The sequence below is a fragment of the Beijerinckia sp. 28-YEA-48 genome (assembly GCF_900104955.1).
In the GTDB taxonomy this organism is placed as follows: Bacteria; Pseudomonadota; Alphaproteobacteria; order Rhizobiales; family Beijerinckiaceae; genus Terripilifer.
On record NZ_FNSI01000001.1, the window covers coordinates 4047433 to 4068719 of the forward strand.

Consider the following 21287-nt stretch of genomic DNA (forward strand, 5'->3'; position numbering starts at 1 on the left):
ATAAACGAAAGCCCCGGGGCAAGCCCGGGGCTTTCTGATGCTAATCCCGTCGAAAGCTATTCAGCGGCCTTGGCCTGGGGCACCGGCACACTGATGACCTGCGCCTCCATATAAGATTGCAGGCCGATGACGCCGTGCTCGCGGCCGACCCCGGACTCCTTGAAGCCGCCGAACGGAATATCGGCCTCCGAGCCGACATGGTGATTGACCCACACCGTTCCAGCTTCAATGCGCGCGGCGACTTCCGCGCCCTTTTCAAGATCCTGGGTCCAGACCGAAGCACAAAGTCCCATGCTCGTGTCATTGGCCCGCGCGATCGCATCATCAAGATCGGTGTATTTCAAGACCGGCAACACCGGACCAAATTGCTCTTCGCGCACCAGGCGCGTGTCGTCGGCGATATCCGCGATAATCGTCGGCTCGATGAAATAGCCGGGACGATTGAGCTTGTGGCCGCCGGCAATCACGCGGACGCCGGGCTGACGCTTGGCGTCTTCGAGCACGTCCATCACCTTGTCGAACTGCATCTTATTTTGCAGCGGGCCCATTTGTACGCCGGCCTCGAAGCCTTCGCCAACGCGATGGTTCTTCGCCAAGGTGGCGAAAGCTTCCAACACGGGCTCATACATCTGCTCCGGCACATAGACGCGCTTCACCGCCATGCAGATCTGACCCGCATTCATAAAAGCGCCATTGAAGATTTTCGCCGTCGCTTCGCTCAGATTGGCATCTTTCAGCACGATGGCAGGATCGTTGCCCCCAAGCTCCAATGTCACGCGCTTGAGCGTTTTGGCCGCGCTCTCGGCGACGCGCTTACCAGTGGCGACCGAGCCGGTAAAGGAAATGCGGCTGATATCGGGATGCTTGGTCATCCATTCACCAAGCTTATTGCCGCCCGCAACGATGTTCATGACGCCGCGCGGCAGGATTTTACGGCTGATTTCCCCCAGCAGAAGCGTCGACAGCGGCGTATAAGGCGAGGGCTTCAGAACCATCGTGTTGCCCGCGTAAAGCGCCTGCGCGATTTTGTGCGAGGCCAGAACGAGGGGGAAATTCCACGGCGCGATGGCACCGACCACGCCCAAGGGACGATAGTGAATCGAGATGCGGTTCTTGCCGTCATCCCGCAGCACTTCATCCTTGAGTTCGATGTTCGCCATCGCTTCCAGCGAATGGGCCGTCCCGGCGATCTCGTGCTGAGCCAAGGAGAACGGTTTGCCCTGTTCGCGCGTGATCAGTTCGGCGAGTTCATCCGCGTGCTCGCGCACAGCCGCCGCCAGTTTATGCAGCACGGTGCGACGCTGCGCGAAGGTCTTCTTGCTCCAGGTCGGGAATGCCTTCTGCGCCGCCTTCACCGCCCGGTTCAGCTGCCCCTTGGTGGCATCCGGACATTTCGCGAAAGGCGTCCCAGTCGCTGGGTTGATGACGTCGATCATCGCCACGCTCTCGACGGGCCTGCCGTTAATGGTGTGCGTGAAACTGTGATGCACGATCCCCGCTTGATCGGCTTTCGTTGAAGACTCCATACCAACACTCCCCGTGGATCGGCTTGCCTGATTATATACGTCTATATATAAATAGCGGCAATGCTCTTGAAAAGCCTCCGTTCTCCGGAAGAACCCATGTTCGAGCGCACCTGCCGCAGCCTCTTCTTATCGTTCAGTCTTCTCGGTGCTTTATTGACAGCCAGCCCTGCAAGCGCACAGACCGAGCCGGCCCGCGCCTATGCCGCGGGAAGTCTCACGGCGGCCCTGACCAAGCTCATCGCCGCCTCGGGCCTCGCCAACGAAATCGCCAAGCCCGTGTTCGGGCCAGCGGGCGGCCTGCGGCAGCGCATCGAGAAAGGCGAGCCGGCCGATATTTTTCTATCGGCCAATATGGATCATCCGCGCAAGCTGGTCGCGGATGGCCGCGCCTCGCTCGTCATTCCTTTCGCCCGCAACCGTCTCTGCGTGGTCGCGCGGAAAGATCTTGGTATGACCGCGGGCAATATGCTGGACATCTTGCTGAAACCCGAGGTGCGTCTGGCCACGTCAACACCCGTGATCGATCCAGGCGGCGACTATACATGGGCCGCTTTCGACCGCGTCAACGCGATACGCCCCGGCGCAAAGGCCGTTCTCGAAGCCAAGGCGATCAAAGTCATTGGTTCGAACGTGCTGGCGTCCCTGCCCGGCAAGAGCCTCGCGGCCTCGGTGTTTCTCGCCGACAAAGCCGATGCGCTGATTTATTATTGCAGCGGTGCCGCCGGCGCCCTCGCGGAAGCGCCCGATCTGACGATGATCCCCTTGCCGGCTGAGATCGATGTGCCAGTGCTCTATGGCCTGACCCTTCTCACCGCCAACATTCCGGCGCAACGTCTGGCCCTTTTCATCCTGTCCGAAACCGGACAGACAATCATCGAGAAAAACGGTCTCATCGCCGTCGCGCACGCGCCTTAAACCAGCTCTTTTCCAAACCCTTAACGCCAAGTTGACTGTTGTCCCGCAGACTGGAATGGTTCCACTGTGGTGACCGCAACCGCGATCGCCGATTTTGGAGACATCGCGGAAGGGTTATGACGCGCCTCTCAATTCGAATCGATTTCAATGAGGGCCAACGGCTCGGTCCAGGCAAGATTCAATTGCTGGAACTGGTGGACACTTGCGGCTCGATCACCGCCTCCGCCAAGAAGATGAACATGTCTTACCGGCGCGCTTGGCTGCTGATCGAAGAACTCAACGAAATGTTCGACAGCAATCTCGTCGAGACACGCCCCGGCGGGCGCGGCGGCGGCAATGCGAAGTTGAGCCTGCTCGGCCGCGCCGTCATCCAGGCCTACCGCTCGCTGGAGATCGACGCCGAACGCATTTCATCCACGCGCGTGGACGAACTCTCCCGCCGTGTGCGGGCCAAGGCAGCGGACCGAAAAGAGAAATAGCCCGACTGCCTTGATCCGCTTTCAACCGTTCACAATCGTCCGGCGCGGGCGATCTCGGCCTTAAAGGCCTGGAAGCCATCGAGAAGAGAGTATTGGGGTTTCCAACCCAGCCCCTTCTCGGCCTGCGAGATATCGAGCGGATAGGCTTTGGATTGCGGCGCATCCCCTGGCTCGACTTCACATTGAAAGCCAGGTGCCACCGCCTTCACTGCCGCAACGAGTTCATCAAAGGTCGTCAAGGCACCGTTGCCAATATTGAAAGTCGTGCGCGACGGCGCGGCAACGGTGGCGGCAAGCTCCACGGCGATGCCCACGTCATCCTCATAGACATATTCGGTGGCCATGGTCTGGGCGCTGGCGATTGTCGCCTTCGTGTTGAACAAGCCCGCCTCAAGCAGCGCCTGCATCTTCATGCCGCCCGTCGAGCCAGCCGAGAAATGACCGTAGCCATAGACATTGGCCGGCCGCAACATCACCAGCTCAAATCCATATTGAGCAGCATAGGCCTCAAGCATCAGCTCGATCGCGCCCTTGAGATTGCCGTAGCCGCGCTTACCGCCGCGTGGAAAATCCTCGCCGATCGGGCCCGTGGGCTGGATAAACGGATCATAGACGCCGAAGGTCGACACCTGCACCAACCGCCGCACGCCGGTGAGACGCACCGCTTCCGCGATATTGTTGCTGCCACCCAGATTGATGCTGAACGCATTGGCGAGGGATTTCTGAACACGCCCACCAATCAGGCCGGCGGTATGCACCACGGTCGTCGCTTTGGCCGCCGCGATGGTTTCAATGAGCCCCGGCAGATCTCGAATGTCTTTACGAACCAGATCGTAGCCACTGTCGCCAAGTTTGAAGCGCAGAAAATCCTGCCGTGGCTCTGGATCGAGGAAGACAATATGTTCCCCGCGCTTCATGGCGTGGCGAGCGAAAGCGGTGCCAATGAGGCCCGCACCTGTGACCAATGTAACCATGGATAGTCTCACTCCCTAGTGATGAATGCTGCCTGTTTTCAGGCATGCGATTTTCATGTAACGGCGCCAGCGGTCTTACACTGGCGCCACCACTCTGCATAGATTGAACGCTTGAGATTTATCGTTCGTAGCTGGTGATCGTCTGCGACTGCAAATACTCGTAAATGCCGTCGATCGCCGATTTGCGACCAATGCCGCTCTGCTTGACGCCGCCATAGGGCGCGAGATGGTTGGTCGCATGCGGGCCGTGCGCATTGATCCACACCTGCCCGGCTTCAAGCTGCGGCGCTAGTTTCATCGCAGCATCAACATCGCGGCTCCATAGTGAGGCGCTTAAGCCATACACCGTGTCGTTCGCCCATTCGATAACGTTATCGAAGTCATCGTAACGAGCGATGGGTATCACGGGGCAGAACTGCTCTTCCGTCATCAGCGGCGCATCTTCGCCAAGACCGGTCACCACTGTCGGGCGCATGAAATGCCCCTGGGCGAAGACAGCTTCATTAGCCACGGAGCCAACAGCTTCCACCTTGGCGCCACGCTGCTTGGCGTCATCGACCAGGCCTTGAGCACGAACCAGAGCACGCGCCGTATGCAGCGGCCCCATGCTGACGCTCGCTTCGAGGCCGTCACCGACAACGAGACGATCGGTCGCTTTGGTGAAGGCCTCTTCGAACTGCTCGGCGATTTCACCGGGTACATAAATGCGCTTGATCGCCATGCACACCTGACCCGTCATATGAAAGGTCGCGCCGGCCATGGCGTCCATGGTCTTGTCACTCAGATCGGCATCCTTGAGCAGGATGGCGGCATCATTGCCGCCGAGTTCCAGGGTGACGCCCTTAATGCTCTGCGCGGCATTGGCCATGATGTGACGGGCGGCGGCGATGCTGCCGGTGAAGCCAATCTTGCCGACATCCTTATGGGTTGTCAGCGCATCGCCGATTTCCCCGGGCAAGCCGGTGATGATGTTGATGATGCCCGGCGGCAGGGCCTGCGCGAACAAGCCGACGGTCTGCGTCAGCGCCAGCGGGCAACTCTCCGGCGGCTTCAGCACCACGCCATTGCCAGCCAGGAGGGCGGCGACGATCTGGGTGAAGGCCAGGCTGAGCGGTGAATTCCACGGCACGATCGAGACGACAACGCCGTAAGGACGATTGACGACGACCGTGCGGCCATGTGGCGCCGGCATCTTGCGGCCCGCATCGAGTTCGCCGGCATATTGCAAAGCCATGCGTTGGCGCTTGGCCGTGCCGGCCACTTCGCCGGTGGCCTCCGGCAGGGTCTTGCCATTTTCCCGAACGAACAGGCGCGCCCGGCGGCCAATATCCCTGTCGATATTATCGAGGGCTTGCGCGAGAAGCGCGGCGCGCTCGATGAAACTTTTCGCCGCCCAGGCGCGCTGCGCCCGCTTGGCTGCCAACACGGCTTGATCGACATGTTCGGGCGTGCCGCGCACGATCGTGCCGACGAGTTCGTCGGGACGGGCGGGATTGCGGACCTCGATGCGATTGGCGCTGTCGAGCCATTCGCCGTCTATCAGCAAGCGCTCATGCACGGGCGGTTCGGTATTGGATGTGATTTCGACCATTTTTGATCCTTTTTGGCTAACGCCGGCCGGTTTTCTGCTCCCTAGGGATCTCCCAGCACTTGGCTCTCATGAAGCCAGAGCAGAGGGACGCTTTATTATATCTAAATGGATATAATGAAGCAAAGAGCTCGGGGGCTCGAGGGCCAACCCGCGCGCGGATGTTCGTGCATCTGGTCGATTGCGCTGGAATTGCCCGGAGCTTGAAGGGGCCAGCTGGGGCGCGCGCCGGCTGCCGGGGCTCAGAGGCGACCACGAGCCTCATTGCCAGGCAGCGACGCTAGGGCGCCGAAAGTAGCCAGCCCTCTGGATGGGCCTCATCGATATTGCTTAATTCAATGGCCGTCTTATCGCTGCACAGAGTCCCGATCGGCTTGTTATCAATAATGGCCGTGAGGGTCATCGCAATTTGCGTTCTGTTGTGCAGCCCATACTTCCGCATAATATTGCCGATGTGTGCGCGCACCGTGTTTGGCGAGATACTAAGCCGATGCGCAATCATCTTGTTCTGCAAGCCTTCGGCGATCAGCGCGATGAGTTCACGTTCGCGCTCGGTTGGCGAAACCGGAATGACGCTCTCTCGGACAGGGAGAACCGGACATGATCGAGGCGATACGCGTCCTCCCCAAGGTTTAGTATGGATCATACCTTCCTCCTGTTTCCGGCAGACGCTTCTTCATCAGTCAACCTTTAGCGCCTTTACCGGATCGATTCGTGAAGCTCTGTCAGCAGGGTAGAAACCAAAGAAAACGCCGATAACGGCCGCGAACCAGACCGCCAAACAGATGGCCTGGGCGTCGATCATTGTTGGCCATCCTGCCGACCGAGCGACCGTGAGCGAGAGAATGATTCCGACTGCCACTCCGATTAATCCACCCACGATACATAAAACCAAGGCTTCCACGAGGAACTGCAAACGAATGTCCTGACTGCGGGCGCCAACGGCCCGGCGGATGCCGATCTCGCGCGTTCTCTCCGTCACCGATACAATCATGATGTTCATGATGCTGATGCCGCCGACGAACAGAGACACGCAGGCAATAGAAGCCAGGAGAACGGCAACCGTATGCGTGGCGTTACGCTGAGCATCCATTTCAGCCGCCGGATCGGTCACCTTAAAATCATCCTCTCGTTCTTCCATGAGACGATGGCGCTGCCGAAGAAGCTTTTCCACCCGCTCCTTTGCCACGGGGATGTCTTCTTCGAATGCGGTTTTTGCGATGATATAGGCGACCGCGTCACGGTTTACGCCACTTGCGCTGCCCATGAACCGTAGTTTCGCCGTCGAGAGCGGAACAAAAATCACATCGTCCTGGTTCTGCCCCTTTGACGCGAGAACGCCGATAACTTCAAATGGCACATTCATAATGCGGATTTCCGATCCAACAGGATCTGCCCCCGCCCCATACAATTCCTTCACGACGCTACTACCCAGGATGGCGACTTTACCCGCCTCCTGCATTTCGTCTCCAGAGAAGCCGCGACCTGAACTCAAACTCCAATTCCGCACGACGAAATGATCCATCGTCGTTCCATTGATGGTCGTGTTCCAATTCTGGTTCTCGTGCACGGCCTGGGCGCTTCCAGAGAGCGAACCCGCCGCAGCGATGATCTGCGGGATCTGGTGGACAATCGCTGCCACATCCGATTCCGTCAGCGTCAAGCGCGTGCCCGCTTTCAACCGAATCCCCGCCTCGCGCGCGGCGCCGGGATTTATCATCAACACGTTGGATCCCACGGCGCGGATCTCGCTCGCAACTTTCTCCTGAGCTCCACTACCGATCGCGAGCACCGTGACAACGGACGCAACGCCGATCACGATTCCAAGGATAGTCAAAAAGCTACGCAATGGATTGTGCCGCAGCGACCGCAAAGAGAACAGTATGGTTTCATGGAATTTCACGCCGCGATTCCTTCACCTGGAATTTCAGCCGTATCCTCCACGACCCTGCCGTCCATGACGCGAATCGTTCGACCGCAGCATGCCGCGACATTGGCATCATGCGTTACGATCACCACGGTTTGTCCGCATCTGTGCAGGGTTGAGAAGAGCGCAAGTATCTCGCGGCCGGTTCGGCTATCGACGGCGCCTGTGGGCTCATCGGCAAGAATCAAGCCTGGCGATGCAATCATCGCCCGGGCAATCGCAACCCTTTGCTGCTCTCCTCCGGAAAGCTGATGAGGGAAATGATCGATGCGGTGCCCCATGCCGAGCAGTTCCAGCATGCGCTTGGCGCGCTTTGTCCGTTCGGTTTCGGATACGCCCGCATAGACGAGCGGTAATTTTACATTATCGATCGCCGTATAGCGCGGGAGCAGATTATAAGCTTGAAAAACAAAACCGATGCTTTGACCACGGAGTTTGGCACGATCATTTTCAGCCAACTTCGATACATCAAGACCGTCTAGATATAGCGAGCCGGAGGTCGGGCGATCGAGCAGCCCCATAATATTCATCAACGTGCTCTTGCCCGACCCGGATGGCCCCATGATCGCCACCATATCGCCGTGACCAATGTTCAAGGACATATCGTGGACAACGGGTAAGAGCGTTGAGCCAACCTCGAAGGATTTGAAAACGGACTTTAAAACAATCGTTGTCATTTAAAGCCCCACTTTGAAACCAAACAGACGGCGGGATTCTTCCGATTGTTGCCCAATGGCGACCTGATCATGTTCGGAAATATTTCCAGAGCTGATCGAAACCTGGTCTGAAGTTGAATCCCCGATCGCGACAGGAACCGCGCCAATACCACGCGCCGTTCGCTTCCAGACCGTGGGTGCCGCGGCACGCGGCTTATCGCGTTCGCCCAAGCCTTTCGGCTGAAACCGCAAAGCGGCTTGCGGAACCTTGAGGACGTCTTTGTCTCGGCCGACGGAAAGTTTAACAAGGGCGGTCATGCCTGGAAGCAGAAGGCCCTCTCGATTGTCCGTCGTCAGCACAACGGTGTAGGTGACCACATTCTGAACAATCTGCGGTGCTTTCCGCACCTGCCTGACGACGGCGGAGAAACGGCGTTTCGGATAAGCATCGACGCTGAAATAGGCCAGCTGACCAGATACAACCCGTCCGATATCGGTTTCGTCGACCCGGGCATGAACTTCCATTTCCTCAAGATTGTGAGCGACATTGAAGGCGGTGCGTACCTCAAGACCGGCAGCAAGTGTTTGCCCCTTGTTGACGAAGCGCCCGACGACGACGCCATCGATTGGTGATCGAATTGTCGTTCGGTCCAGATCAATCTCCGCCACCTTCAAACTCGCCTGACGCAGGGGAATTGAAGCTTTGCTCTGCGCCAGCTCCGCTTCCAACCGCCTGATATCAGCCTGCGCGCCCGCAACCGCATAGGCGTTGGCCTTAACGGCAGCCTCTGCCTCCTTGAATTGCTGTTGCCGCGCGGAAAGCTCGGCCTGCGCTTCGTCGACGGATGCCAAAGATGTCGCTTGCGATAATTTTAGCGCCTCTTTTCTTTGGAAGCCGCGCTCCGCCATCGACAGCTGCACGCGCCCATTTTCCAACCTTGCGGCGAGCACCGCGCCGTTGGCATTGGCGTTGTCAGCATCGATGTGTGCGCGATCGAGTTTGGCTTGCGCCGCATTTACGTCCGCGATTGCTATGTCCAGAGAGGCCCGGCTTTCGTCCAACTTGGCTTTGAACGTCCGCTGATCCATTTCCGCCAGAGGCGTGCCAACCGCAACCCGATCGTTGAAATCGACAAACAGCCGCGAAATTTGGCCGGCGATCTGAGAACCGACCTCGACGGTATCCACGGGCTGCAACGTTCCTGTCACCGTGACGTATTGCTCTAACGCGCCCCTTTGAACAGTCGCGAAAACGAGCCCGGCATCATCAGACTGTGCCGCAGCTGCGGCGGCATCGGGAAGCGTGCGACCGAGCCAGGAACTGTCATGACCAACGCCGGCGCTGAAGAACAACGCACAAATGCCAAGAACCACACCCGTCAGTGTCAAGCTTGCGATGCCGAGCATGACACGCTTTGTGAAAACAGCGGCTCTTATCGCAAGCCCGCGGATCATAATGTCAGCCCCCGCTTGGCAGTCCGGCCGATCAACTGGCCGCACTGACAAAAGCGCCCAAGCGACGTAAAAATGCGCGGCTGAAAGCAGGCACCGCCCGTAAAAAGCACGTAAATTTTTAGGGACTTATGCGAGCGGACTAGCGGGCGCTGTCCGATCCGTTCACGATCAGCCGGTAGCCGACGCCGGGTTCATTGACGATCAAAGATGGCCGCGATGGGTCAGGCTCTAGCTTTCTTCTCAACGCACGCACAGCAATGCGGAGATAAACCGCATCTTGTTCATGCGCCGGCCCCCAAACCGCTTGCAGCAGGTGTCCATGCGTCAGCATCCGGCCTGGATGCCGCGCCATTTCGGCGAGAAGGGCGAATTCCTTTGGGGTGAGATGCACAGGCTCGTCGCCGCGCCGAACTTGATGAGAAGCAAAATCCAATTCGACGTCGCCCAAGCTCAATCTCTCCAGTCGGGTCGTTCTCCCCGCTCGATTTCTGACTGCAGCACGCATCCGCGCGAGAAATTCATCGGAGTCGAAAGGCTTGGTCACGTAGTCGTCAGCTCCCGCATCAAGCGCCGCCACTTTCTCGACCGTGGAATCGCGGGCCGAGAGGATCAGGATAACAGCGTCGCTCACCTTGCGGATGATGGGAATAATGGTTTGCCCGTCTCTGTCGGGTAAGCCCAGATCCAGAATGACAAGGTCAAGTCGGTGACTGGGCAGCAATCGAAGAACTTCGGCTGCACGTTGGGCTTCTAGAACTTCGATGCCCGCGGATCGCAAAGTCGAGCGCAGGAAGCGCCTGATCGCCAGGTCGTCGTCGACGATCAAAGCTTTCAGACCGAACTTCATTCGAGCATCTCGCTATCGATCGCTAAGACAAGGAGACGGTTCGGAATATGCAGGGTGAAAGTACAACCGCTCTCACCATCACAACGGGAGGCGGCAGCAACCTCAAGGCCCATGACGTCAGCAAACCCTTTTACGATCAGCAGGCCGAGCCCTGCTCCCATAGGCCTGCGGTCTCCCGCTCCCGGCGCAGAAAATAGTTCCGTAAGCCGGATTGCGGTGTCTGGTCGCAACTCAGGCCCATAGTTGCTGACGCCGACAAGGACGCCTTGCTCGCGTCGCTCGGTAAAAATCGTGATAGCGCTGCCTGCATCTCCATGTTTTGTCGCGTTGTCGAGCAGGTTGATCAAGCAATGATGGAGAAGCACAGGATCAAGCTGGGCAAGAGGCAAATCTGGCGATACCTTCCACAACACATCGCGCGTCCGAAGCTGACGGCGCGAGCGGTAACGGGCTTCAGCCACCGCGTCGACCAAGTCGACAGGCTCGATCTTGACAGGCATGGAGCCGGCTTCGAGCCGGCTCATTTCGAGCAGATTCGTGATCAAGCGCGAAACCCCTATCGCTTCCTCTTCAAGATTTTCGAGCAAGCTATGGGCCGACACATCATCCAAACCGCGGCGCCTTAATTCAAAGATATAGCCAAGCACGCTCGAGAGGGGCGTTCGAAGATCATGGCCTATCGATGCCAGCAGGACCGAGCGGGCGCGATCCCGCGCCTCAATCTCAGCCATCCGTTTCTGCTCCTGGGTCAGTTGCAGACGCTCAAGAGCAACCGTCGCCAGATTGCAGATGGCACCCGCGATGCAGCGGCCGCTGACCTGCAATTGACCAACCTGGGTTGGCCCAAGGCCGACAACGCCAAAGGTGAAATCTCTCGTTCTCAGAGGGAAAAAAAGCCAATCCCGCTTCAGGAAATTGACTGTCTTTTCGCCCGCTCGCCCGCACTCCTCAATGTATTGTGCGACGGCGCTTAAGTTTGGTTCACTCAGTCGGGCGGCTGTCGGGGCGCCCACAATCAAGGTCGCTTCATTGTGCCGGGGTATGAGGACAGCGACCTCCACCCCCAGACATCCCATAATTTGTCCTGCCACTGCTTCAGCGACTTGAGACGCGTCGGTGAATGAATTCAGTTTACGCGCGAAGCGTGCCAGGACGGCATTTTCCCTGGCTTGCGCACGCGCAACTTTGGATTTCGCTTTGAGATCCGAAACGAGTTTTGACGTTAGAAGCGCAAAGGCGAGCAGGACGAACAGGCGAACGGCATCGCCGAGAGCGTTGACGCCGAAAGACAGAAGCGGCGAAAGAAACAGCAAATCATACGCCACGATCGCACTCACCGCCGCGGTCATTGAAGCATCTAATCCAAATGCAATCGCTGTTATCACGACCGGCAGAAGGTAGATCAGCGCGACACTGCCAACATCAGTGATACGGATAATCCAGAGCCCGGTAACGCTTGCCACTCCGACCAATGCGAGCGCGATAGCGTGCCTGAGCGCAATCGAGAGAATGTCCGACCGTGTTCGCCAATTATGGCCCGGTGTCGGCTGAGGCTTCCCTAGTCGACGCCGGATCGACAAAACTTCTTCAACATCCACACGCGCCAGTGCGCAACCTGTTCTACGCGGGCAATCGAACTCATCGCAGAGGAGAGCGGTAGGGGCCGTTGCTGATGGGACCGTCATCGCCGTTCTTGGCGAGACCCGCTTACTGCGGCCACTCAAGCTTTCCATGCTCATTGTCGGCTCCAATGGCGGAATGGATCAGATCATACACACTTCCATTGCTAAAAATGATCGGCGTAGATCGCCGTCTAGTCTTTTCGAGTTAGGCCGAACATCAGACTGGTACACCGCATCGGTTCAGGAAGATGATTGTTACGTCGCTGATGAGAGCGGCGATCAGAAGACGATCAGGCTGTGTTTCGAGCAGGAACATGCACGATCATGCACCAGGAGACCTTCATGAGAAAAGTTCTTCTTACGACCATTGTGGCGCTCGGGCTCGTCGCGGGGGCAGGAATTGCTTCGGCGGCACCCGCTGTCGGCAATGGTAACGGCAACGGAAACGGCAATATCGGCTCAGGGAACGGCAACGGAAATGGCAATGCTAGTGCTGGTTCGATGAACGGCAATGGCAATGGCAATTTCAACATCGGATCGCTGAACGGCAACATGAACGGCAATATGAATAAGGGGTCCGGGAACGGTAACCTCAATGGCAATGCCAACATTTTCGGTATCGCCAACGGCAACGGAAACGGCAATGCCAATAAGGGCAACATGAACGGCAACCAAAACGGCAACTTCAATTTTGTCGGCGCTCTGAACGGCAACGGCGATGGAAACGCCAATCTTGGTTCCAATAACGGCAACAAGAATGGCAACTGGAACTTCCCGTAGCTTCCACGGATAGCCGGCCGTTTCAGCAGGTGGAGCGGCCGGACACGTTAAAGTGATCGGTCAATCATGTGGAGGCGAACATGCGAGCTTCTGTATATGCCGCCATAGCTGCATGCATCGCAATCGGCGCTCATCCGGCCCTAGTTTCCGCCCAGATTGCAGCCGTTGGCAATGGAAACGGAAACGGCAATGGCAACATTGGATCGTGGAATGGTAGCCGCAACGGCAACGCGAATGCGGGAAGCGGCAACGGAAATGGCAACGGGAATGGCTCGGGCGTTGCTGTCGGCCCCAATGGAAACATCGGCGCGTTCAACACAGGTCAAGGCAATGTCGGCGCCTTCAATAGCGGCTCAGGGAATATTGGCGCGTTCAATGGTCTTGGGAACACCGGCCAGAACAATGGCAGCGGCAACGTCGGTGCATTCAACGGAAATCTGAACACCGGTTCGGGGAATGGCAATGGCAACATTGGCGCCGGGAATGGAAATCTGAACGGCGGGAACGGAAACGGAAATCGCAATATCGGCGCTTTGAACGGGAATTGGAACGGCAACCCCTTCCTCTTTCATTAGTTCAGGACGATGCATCGAATTTAGGAGAGCCTCACATGCCCCTGTACCTAGCGCCCCCGATGCTTCCACCGATCGAGCACCATCTGGTTCTGAGCGCGGCTCCGTCCGTAACCATCACATCCCATTCCGCGAATGGCCCCAACGCCAAGCCTGACATATGCATGGTTCTCGCAGGAACTCTTTTCTGCGTCGCATCAACGGCAGACTCCTCTTCGGGCGGACGAGGAAACGGGAACGGAAATGGAAATACCGGCAACGGAAACGGCAATGGTAATTCTGGAAACCACAACGGCAACGGAAACGTAGGCGACAGGAATGGCAACCTGAACACCACCGATGGTAACGGCAACAATCAGATTGGCTCCGGGAGGGGAAACAACAACTAGGCGGCTCACATCAAGACAAAGAACAGGAGCGTCATATGAACAGGATGGTATCTGCTTCGATCGCTATGATGTGTTTCGCTCTTCCGGCGCCCGCCCAGTCAGAACCCGGACGCCATCACCAGCATCAAGCAGGTGGATTCTACCGGGCGCCGGTGGTCGCAACGTTCAGTTTTGGCAGCGGCGGAATGTCGAGCCTCAATACCGGAATCAATGATATCGGCGCCTTCAATTCAGGCAACAACGATATTGGCTACTTCAATACGGGCAATAACGATATTGGAGCCTTCAATTCAGGCAATAATGACATCGGCTTCTTCAACGGTGGCAACAACAATATCGGATCATTTAATGGCTTTGGGAATACCGGAACCAACAATGGCAATAATAACATCGGTTCCTTCAATGGATCCTTCAACAGCGGGTCCAATAACGGAAATGGCAATATTGGATCCTTCAACGGAAATTTTAACGGCGGTAGCTACAACGGAAATCTCAACATCGGATATTTCAACGGGAACTATAACGGAAACCGCTCATTGTTCGGGCTAAAATGATTGATGCTACTATTAAATTTTAAGCTGTTGTTAGCCCGGTTTGGGAAACGGCGTGACTTCATGCCGTTTCCCGGCCGCCCTGATCGATGAGAGCCTTCGACCAAACCGCGACGCGATCGGTCATCGTGCGCAAGTGATCGGCGACGGTGAAGCCGGAGATGGCTTTCCGCGGCTTCAGATCATGGTCGCCATCCTCAAGCCAGAGAATCTCGATCGCCTTCGAGAGTTCATAGGTCGCGACTTCCTCGCGCGTACCGAAAGGATCGCGCGTTCCCTGAACGATCAGCGCCGGTGTGCTGAGATCGGCGAGATGGGCGGTGCGCAACTGATGCGGCTTGTCGATCGGATGAAAAGGATAGCCCAAGCACAACAGGCCTGAGATCTGCCGGGACGCGTGAAGCGGATCGGCGATCATGCTGGCGACGCGGCCGCCCATCGACTTCCCGCCAATGACGAGGGGCCCGTCTGCACCGAGCGCATCGATCGCGGCGATATATTCGGACATCAATGCTTCAGCGCGCGGCGGCGGGCGCTTGGCCGCCGCGCTCCGCCGAGCCGCCATATATCCAAACTCAAACCGGGCGATCCTTAAGCCAGCCGCGCCGAGCATCGCCGCTATGGCGTTAAGGGCCGCGGAATCCATCGGCGCCCCAGCGCCATGGGCCAGAAGAATGGTCAGCTTCGCGTCACGCGGGCCATCGAACAGAAAATGCGTCATCGATCCCGTCTCTCACCTACCCCGAATACCAGCTAGCGCATCGGAGGCCCGCTTGGGCCACCCGCACAATCCTACACCATTCCAGCTGGCGACAGCACCCAGATGATTTGCGGTCAACCGGACCGCCCCATCTCGCAACTGGGCGCGGTCCGTCGTCAGATGAGATGCTACTTCGTGTAAATGAAGAAGCCGCGTCCGGTCTTGCGGCCCAGATAGCCGGCATCGCACATCTGCTTCAGCAGTGGGCTTGGGCGATACTTGGGATCGTCGAAGCCATTGTACAATGTATCCATGATGTTGCGCACGACATCGAGGCCGATGAGATCGGCAAGCGCCAACGGACCCATTGGCTGATTCGTACCAAGCTTCATCATCACGTCGACATCCTCGGGCGTCGCGACGCCTTCATGCACGCAATTGATGGCTTCATTGATCATCGGCACGAGCACGCGGTTGACCACGAAGCCGTAGCTGTCCTTCGAGACGCGCGCCGTCTTGCCCAGCGTCTCGGTCAGGCTGACGATCGTGTCGTTGGTGGCATCGCTGGTCTGCAGAGCGCGGATGACCTCGACCAGCTGCATCAGCGGCACGGGATTGAAGAAATGCATGCCAATGACGCGGCTAGGATCTTTCGAGGCAGCCGCCAAGCGCGTCACCGAAATCGACGACGTGTTGGTGGCGAAAATCGCGTTGTCCCCGCAGATCGTGTCGAGTTCGCGAATGAGAGCGGCTTTGATTTCGTAGTTCTCCACCACGGCTTCGACGACGACCGCGCAATCGGCCAATGCGGCAGCTTCGGTTGTCGGCGTGATCCGGGCCAGAACAGCGTCACGCTCCCCAGCGCTCAGTTTTTCCTTCGCCACCAGGCGACCCAGGCTATCGGAGATCGCCGCCATGCCACGGTCGAGAAACTCCGGCTTCAGATCCCGCAGGGTGACCGGATGACCGGCGGCGGCAAAGAGTTGCGCAATTCCATTGCCCATGGTGCCAGCGCCAACGACGCCAATGCGGGATTTGTCTGTCGACATGAGATTTCCTTCTGAGAACGGTCCATCGCCTGCATACGGTACAAAGCTGTCGCGAGCACCCATTTTTCACGCTCATTTTTCAGGTCGATGACAGGCCATTCGCCCCGTCATTGGCCCTGCGGCCTTGGCCGCCCCCTTCATCGCCGTGTCATTTGAGCCACCGATATTGCCTCGTAATGCGGACGCATCGGGCTCCTCATCATTGTTATCCGATGCACCGATAGCCGATCAGCGGCGGCAACGCCGGCTGCGCCATGATTGGAAAAGCAATGAGCTTCAAAACCGTAAATGACGTGGTCACCGCCAATCTCGAGAGTGCCGCCGTTCTGTCGCGCTTGTGGGCCCATCACGCGCAGGCGATCGCACGCACGCAGCAGATATTCTTGAACGATAGCGCCACCAAAGCGAAGACCTTGTTCAGTCTCGCCCCGAACGTGAACCTGTGGGCGGCCTGGGCAGAGTACGCAACCGATGCGGCGCAACGCGCGATCCTCGTCCTGGATACCCTGCGCCAACGCGGCAATGCCTTCAACGAACATAGCGACGGCAATATCCCACCCGTTCTCGACTTCGACTATGAACTGGTGCTCGATGGCCGTTCGCTGCCACGGCCGGTCAATTATTCGCTCGTCGTGATCACGCCGCCCGCCGGCGTCTCGATCGATCCCAAACGCCGGCCCTTCATGATCGTCGATCCGCGCGCCGGCCATGGCGCCGGCATTGGCGGCTTCAAGCCGGAGAGCCAGGTCGGCGATGCTTTCGAACACGGCCATGCGGTCTATTTCGTCATCTTCCGGCAATGGCCGGAACCGGGACAAACCCTCGCCGACGTGCGCGAGGCCGAAGCCGCCTTCCTCGACGAGATCCGCCGCCGCCATCCCGATGTCGAGAAGCCGGTCGTCATCGGCAATTGCCAGGGCGGCTGGGGTTGTATGCTGCTCGCCGCCGCGCATCCCGACAAAGTCGGACCGATCGCGATCAACGGCGCGCCGATGGCCTATTGGGGCGGCACAGCCGGCAAGAATCCGATGCGTTACACCGGCGGGCGCGTCGGCGGCGTCTGGCCCGCTCTGCTGATGGCCGATCTCGGCAACGGGGTGTTCGACGGATCGCTGCTGGTGCAGAATTTCGAGGCGCTGAATCCAGCCAATACCTATTGGAAGAAGCTCTACGCCCTCTACGCCAAAGTCGATACCGAGACCGAACGCTTCCTGGAATTCGAGCGCTGGTGGAGCGGCTTCTTCATGATGAACGAGGAAGAAATCCGCTGGATCGTCGAGAACCTGTTTGTCGGCAATCGGCTGGCCCATGGCCAGGCCTATTTCGGCGACGAGCGCATCGACTTGAAGGCCATCCGCTCTCCGATCGTCGTCTTCGCCTCGCATGGCGACAATATCACGCCGCCGCAGCAAGCCCTGAACTGGATCGCCGATACGTTTCATGACGTCAGCGAGATCAAGGCGCGCGGCCAACGTATCGTCTATCTGCTGCACGACTCGATCGGCCATCTCGGCATTTTCGTCTCGGCCAAGATCGCCGGGCGCGAGCATGAGGCGATCACAGATACGATGCGAGCAATCGAGGCGCTGCCGCCTGGGCTCTACGAAATGGAATTGGAGCAAGGCGAAGACCGGCTGCACATCAAATTCGCGCCGCGTTCGGTCGACGACATCCTGAAGCTCGATGACGGTCGGCAAGACGAGGAAATGTTCGCGGCGGTGGCCAGGATCTCGGAGGTCGGCGCGACGGCTTACGAAAACCTGTTGCGCCCCTTCGTCCGCGCCCTGGTCAATGACGACACGGCGAAGCTGTTCTTTCGCACGCGACCCATGCGGCTGGAACGCTCCCTGCTCTCCGACAAGAACCCCTTGCTGGCGCCGGTGAAGGCGCTCGCAGAACAAGTCCGCGTCCATCGCCAGTCGGTCAAAGCCGATAATCCGTTCCTCGCCCTGGAACATCTGATGTCGGACACGATCGAGCACAGCCTGAACGTCTATCGCGATATCCGCGACGCGGAGGTTGAGTTGTCTTTTCACGCGATCTACGGTTCGCTGCCGATGCAGCTGATCGGCCAGCAAGAGATCGCCGGGCGCGCCCAGGCGAGCACCGAGAACCTGCTGATGCTGCCGGATGTGCGCGGCGCTCTCGCCAATATCGAGACTGGCGGTGAGGCCGAGGGCATGATCCGCATGCTCGAACTTCTCTCCGAAGCGCGCGGCTATATCCGCCGCTCGCGGCTGGAGCGCGAATTGCAGCTCTTTGCGACGGAGGAACCCTTCGCCGCGATGAGCGAGGATAAGCGCGCCAAGCTCATCTATGAGCAAGCCCTGATCGTGCGGTTCGCGCCGGAGCGCGCCAAAGCCAGCTTGCCGCAACTGCTGAACACGGCCGAGGAACGGGAACGGACGCTTGATCTGGTGATGCGGATCGCCGGCCCCGTCGAGACCATGCATCCGCAGGCGTTGGCGCTCTATCGCGAATTCGAAGCGATGCTCGGTCGCCGCCTGGAAAGCACCGCGACGACTGGTGACGCCGAGCGGGCAGCCTAGTCTCTCGGACCGATCAAGCCCGGACAGGAGCGAAACGATGAGTGCATTGTCGCATCGAAACACGACTTACGACGAACTCGTCGTCGGGCAAATGGCGAGCATCGAGCGGCCCGTCACGGCCAATGATCTCTATGTCTTCGCCCATGCCTCGGGCAACACCAATCCGATGCATATGCCCGGCGCCGATCTCAATCATGATGGCAGATGCGACACGGTCGCGCCGTCACTCTGGGTGGGCTCCCTGGTTTCCTCGGTGCTGGGCACGGTTCTGCCCGGCTCCGGCACGCTCTACAACAGCCAGATCTTCAAGTTTCCCGGCCGCGCTCATCTGGGCGACCGGCTGAGAATCTCGGTGCGGTGCCTGGAGAAGCGGGAAAGACCACACGCCCTTTTCGAAACGCGCGTCGAGAAGGCCGACGGCACGCTGATCCTAGAAGGCATCGCCGAAGTCGAAGCGCCGACCCTCACGATCATCGAGGAAAAGCGCAACCTGCCGCTTCTGCTGCTCGATCAACATGATCATTTCAGCGCGCTGGTGGAGCGCTGCAAGCGTCTGCCGGCGATGCCCACCGCCATTGTCATTCCAGACGATGCCAATTCGCTGGGCGGCGCCCTGCTGTCCATGCGCGAGGGGCTGATCGAGCCTATTCTGATCGGTTCACGATCGCGCATCCAGCGCGCCGCCGATAGTCTCGAAGCCGATATTTCGGCGCTGCAACTCGTCGATATCGAAGATCATTCCGCAGCCGCGAAACATGCGGTCGCCATGGTTCATGCACGCGAAGCCCGCGCGGTGATGAAAGGAAATGTCCATTCCGACGAGCTTCTGGGCCAGGTTGTCAAGAAAGACGGCGGCCTGCGCGGGTCGCGGCGCATCAGCCATGTCTTTGTGATGGATGCGCCGACGCGGCCGAGCCTGTTCTTCATTTCCGACGCCGCGATCAATATCGCGCCCGATCTCGCTACCAAGATCGACATTGTGCAGAACGCCATCGATCTGGCGCTGGCCTGCGGCCTGAAGCTGCCGAAGGTCGGCATTCTCGCCGCGGTCGAGACGGTGAACATCAATATGCCCTCGACACTGGAAGCAGCGGCGCTCGCCAAAATGGCCGATCGCGGCCAGATCACCGGCGCTTTGGTCGATGGCCCGCTCGCCATGGACAATGCGGTCGATACGGAAGCGGCGCGCACCAAAGGAATCGTCTCCTCGGTGGCCGGCCATGCCGATGTGTTGATCGTGCCCAATCTCGAAGCCGGCAACATGCTCGCCAAGCAGCTGACATTTGTCGCCCGGGCTGAGGCGGCCGGTCTGGTTGTCGGCGCGAAAGCCCCGGTCATCCTGACATCGCGCGCCGACAACGACAAAGCCCGCCTCGCCTCCTGCGCCGTGGCGCAACTCTATGATTACTGGCGTCAGCACGGCGAGCCGCTCGCCGACGATGTGTTGGCTCAGGCAGCGGAATAGGTGGCGCATGACGGAGCATATCCTCACCATCAATGCCGGATCGTCTTCGCTTAAATTCGCCCTGTTCACGACCGACACGCTGGAGTGCGTCGCCGGCGGCATGATCGACGGGCTCGGCACCAATGCGCATTTCGCCCTCAAGGACGGCAACGGCCAAAAGATCATCTCCTATCCGCTCGAAGGAGAACGTCATATCGATGACCATGGCGGCGCCTTGCAGCTGGTGCTCAACGCTGTCGCCGATCACTATCCGGCGGCGCGGATTGCGGCCGTCGGCCACCGCATCGTTCACGGCGGCATGGTTCATTCAGCGCCGGTGCCGGTCGACGAGCTGGTCCTGGCGCAACTGGCGGAACTCGTGCCGCTCGCGCCGCTGCATCAGCCGCACAATCTGTCTGGCATCCGGGCGGCGCAAGCGGCCTTTCCCGGCGTGCCGCAGATCGCCTGTTTCGACACCGCCTTTCACCGCGCGCATCCCTTCGTCAACGACACATTCGCGCTGCCGCGCTCCTATTACGATGAAGGCGTGCGCCGGTACGGTTTCCATGGCCTGTCCTATGAATATGTCACCGGCAAGCTTGCCGAGATCGCGCCTTTCCATGCCAAGGGCCGGGTGATCATCTGTCATCTCGGCTCCGGCGCCTCGATGTGCGCGATCCGCAACGGCAATTCAGTGGCCTCGACCATGGGCTTTTCCGCCCTCGACGGTTTGCCGATGGGAACCCGACCGGGGCAGATCGATCCGGGTGTTCTGCTCTACCTGATGGACCAGAAGGGCATGGATGTGCGGGCGATCTCGGATCTGCTCTACAAATCTTCCGGCCTCAAGGGTCTGTCCGGCATTTCCAACGACATGCGTGATCTCGAAGCTTCCGACCATCCGCATGCGAAACAGGCGATCGACTATTTTGTCTTCCGTGTTCGCCGCGAGATTGGTGCGATGGCGGCGGTGCTCGGTGGGCTCGACGCCATTGTCTTTTGCGGCGGCATCGGCGAGAATTCGCGGCTGGTGCGCGAATGTGCGCTCGAAGCCATGGAATGGATCGGGATAGAACTCGATCCCGACCGCAACCGCGAAAGTGCCGAGGTAATTTCCTCGCAGCGCTCCAGGGTCAGAGCCTTTATCATCCGCACCAATGAAGAGCTGATGATCGCGCGGCACACGGCCTGGCAGCTTCTGGCGCAGCAGGCCTCGACGCGACGCAGCGACGCCTATGCCTGATTCCCGCTTTCCATAGCCCTC

19 protein-coding genes are annotated in these 21287 nt (G+C 58.9%); 8 read left to right on the plus strand and 11 right to left on the minus strand.

From position 1 onward, the window contains the following. Window positions 1-56: 56 nt before the first annotated feature. Window positions 57-1526 carry an aldehyde dehydrogenase family protein gene (locus BLW50_RS18910; RefSeq protein WP_170850244.1) on the minus strand — a complete coding sequence of 490 codons (1470 nt, stop codon included), beginning with the start codon at window positions 1524-1526 and terminating at the stop codon, window positions 57-59. 96 nt (window positions 1527-1622) lie between these two features. On the opposite strand from BLW50_RS18910, the gene BLW50_RS18915 reads away from it, so the two are divergent. After that, window positions 1623-2441: a substrate-binding domain-containing protein gene (locus BLW50_RS18915; RefSeq protein WP_170850245.1), complete on the plus strand. Its 819-nt coding sequence runs from the start codon at window positions 1623-1625 to the stop codon at window positions 2439-2441. 116 nt (window positions 2442-2557) lie between these two features. After that, window positions 2558-2920 carry a winged helix-turn-helix domain-containing protein gene (locus tag BLW50_RS18920; RefSeq protein ID WP_090705383.1) on the plus strand — a complete coding sequence of 121 codons (363 nt, stop codon included), beginning with the start codon at window positions 2558-2560 and terminating at the stop codon, window positions 2918-2920. Window positions 2921-2949: 29 nt separating this feature from the next. Here the strand turns inward: BLW50_RS18920 and BLW50_RS18925 are convergent, their stop codons facing one another. From BLW50_RS18925 to BLW50_RS18960, 8 genes are all read right to left on the minus strand, one after another. Further along, window positions 2950-3894: an NAD-dependent epimerase/dehydratase family protein gene (locus BLW50_RS18925; RefSeq protein WP_090705385.1), complete on the minus strand. Its 945-nt coding sequence runs from the start codon at window positions 3892-3894 to the stop codon at window positions 2950-2952. Between the two features lie 118 nt (window positions 3895-4012). Next, a complete protein-coding gene (locus BLW50_RS18930; RefSeq protein ID WP_090705387.1) occupies window positions 4013-5485 on the minus strand; it encodes an aldehyde dehydrogenase family protein in 1473 nt (490 codons plus the stop codon). 277 nt (window positions 5486-5762) lie between these two features. Next, window positions 5763-6128: a response regulator transcription factor gene (locus BLW50_RS18935; RefSeq protein WP_090705389.1), complete on the minus strand. Its 366-nt coding sequence runs from the start codon at window positions 6126-6128 to the stop codon at window positions 5763-5765. Between the two features lie 33 nt (window positions 6129-6161). Further along, entirely contained in the window at window positions 6162-7385 is a 1224-nt protein-coding gene (locus BLW50_RS18940) for an ABC transporter permease (RefSeq protein ID WP_090705392.1), read from the minus strand. Beyond that, window positions 7382-8086 carry an ABC transporter ATP-binding protein gene (locus BLW50_RS18945; protein ID WP_090705394.1) on the minus strand — a complete coding sequence of 235 codons (705 nt, stop codon included), beginning with the start codon at window positions 8084-8086 and terminating at the stop codon, window positions 7382-7384. The genes BLW50_RS18940 and BLW50_RS18945 overlap by 4 nt, the downstream gene beginning before the upstream one ends. After that, window positions 8087-9472: an efflux RND transporter periplasmic adaptor subunit gene (locus tag BLW50_RS18950; protein ID WP_170850246.1), complete on the minus strand. Its 1386-nt coding sequence runs from the start codon at window positions 9470-9472 to the stop codon at window positions 8087-8089. A gap of 187 nt (window positions 9473-9659) precedes the next feature. Next, window positions 9660-10367, minus strand: coding sequence for a response regulator (locus BLW50_RS18955; protein ID WP_090705398.1), 708 nt, complete (start codon window positions 10365-10367; stop codon window positions 9660-9662). Beyond that, window positions 10364-12106 carry a DUF4118 domain-containing protein gene (locus tag BLW50_RS18960; protein WP_090705401.1) on the minus strand — a complete coding sequence of 581 codons (1743 nt, stop codon included), beginning with the start codon at window positions 12104-12106 and terminating at the stop codon, window positions 10364-10366. Before BLW50_RS18960 ends, BLW50_RS18955 begins: the two co-directional genes overlap by 4 nt. A gap of 207 nt (window positions 12107-12313) precedes the next feature. On the opposite strand from BLW50_RS18960, the gene BLW50_RS30845 reads away from it, so the two are divergent. The 3 genes from BLW50_RS30845 (at window position 12314) to BLW50_RS18980 (ending at window position 14284) form a co-directional block, all read left to right on the plus strand. Beyond that, the gene (locus BLW50_RS30845) at window positions 12314-12769 is read left to right on the plus strand and encodes a hypothetical protein (protein ID WP_210186098.1); all 456 of its coding nucleotides are present in this window, start codon (window positions 12314-12316) and stop codon (window positions 12767-12769) included. A gap of 80 nt (window positions 12770-12849) precedes the next feature. Then, window positions 12850-13344 (plus strand): hypothetical protein, encoded by a 495-nt coding sequence (locus tag BLW50_RS30850; RefSeq protein WP_210186099.1) that lies wholly within the window; start codon window positions 12850-12852, stop codon window positions 13342-13344. A 421-nt stretch (window positions 13345-13765) separates the two neighbouring features. Beyond that, window positions 13766-14284, plus strand: coding sequence for a hypothetical protein (locus tag BLW50_RS18980; protein ID WP_139267680.1), 519 nt, complete (start codon window positions 13766-13768; stop codon window positions 14282-14284). 58 nt (window positions 14285-14342) lie between these two features. Here the strand turns inward: BLW50_RS18980 and BLW50_RS18985 are convergent, their stop codons facing one another. Together BLW50_RS18985 and BLW50_RS18990 are read right to left on the minus strand one after the other, a co-directional pair. Continuing rightward, the gene (locus tag BLW50_RS18985; RefSeq protein ID WP_090705407.1) at window positions 14343-15002 is read right to left on the minus strand and encodes an alpha/beta hydrolase family protein; all 660 of its coding nucleotides are present in this window, start codon (window positions 15000-15002) and stop codon (window positions 14343-14345) included. 167 nt (window positions 15003-15169) lie between these two features. After that, window positions 15170-16030 carry a 3-hydroxybutyryl-CoA dehydrogenase gene (locus BLW50_RS18990; protein ID WP_090705409.1) on the minus strand — a complete coding sequence of 287 codons (861 nt, stop codon included), beginning with the start codon at window positions 16028-16030 and terminating at the stop codon, window positions 15170-15172. Window positions 16031-16299: 269 nt separating this feature from the next. On the opposite strand from BLW50_RS18990, the gene BLW50_RS18995 reads away from it, so the two are divergent. Genes BLW50_RS18995 through BLW50_RS19005 form a run of 3 tightly spaced genes read left to right on the plus strand, consistent with a single transcriptional unit; the run spans window position 16300 to window position 21266 of the window. Beyond that, window positions 16300-18579 carry a DUF3141 domain-containing protein gene (locus BLW50_RS18995; RefSeq protein WP_170850247.1) on the plus strand — a complete coding sequence of 760 codons (2280 nt, stop codon included), beginning with the start codon at window positions 16300-16302 and terminating at the stop codon, window positions 18577-18579. 37 nt (window positions 18580-18616) lie between these two features. After that, window positions 18617-20044, plus strand: coding sequence for a bifunctional enoyl-CoA hydratase/phosphate acetyltransferase (locus tag BLW50_RS19000; protein WP_090705413.1), 1428 nt, complete (start codon window positions 18617-18619; stop codon window positions 20042-20044). 7 nt (window positions 20045-20051) lie between these two features. Further along, complete coding sequence (locus tag BLW50_RS19005; RefSeq protein ID WP_090705415.1) at window positions 20052-21266, plus strand: acetate/propionate family kinase; 1215 nt, start codon at window positions 20052-20054, stop codon at window positions 21264-21266. Window positions 21267-21287 lie beyond the last annotated feature (21 nt).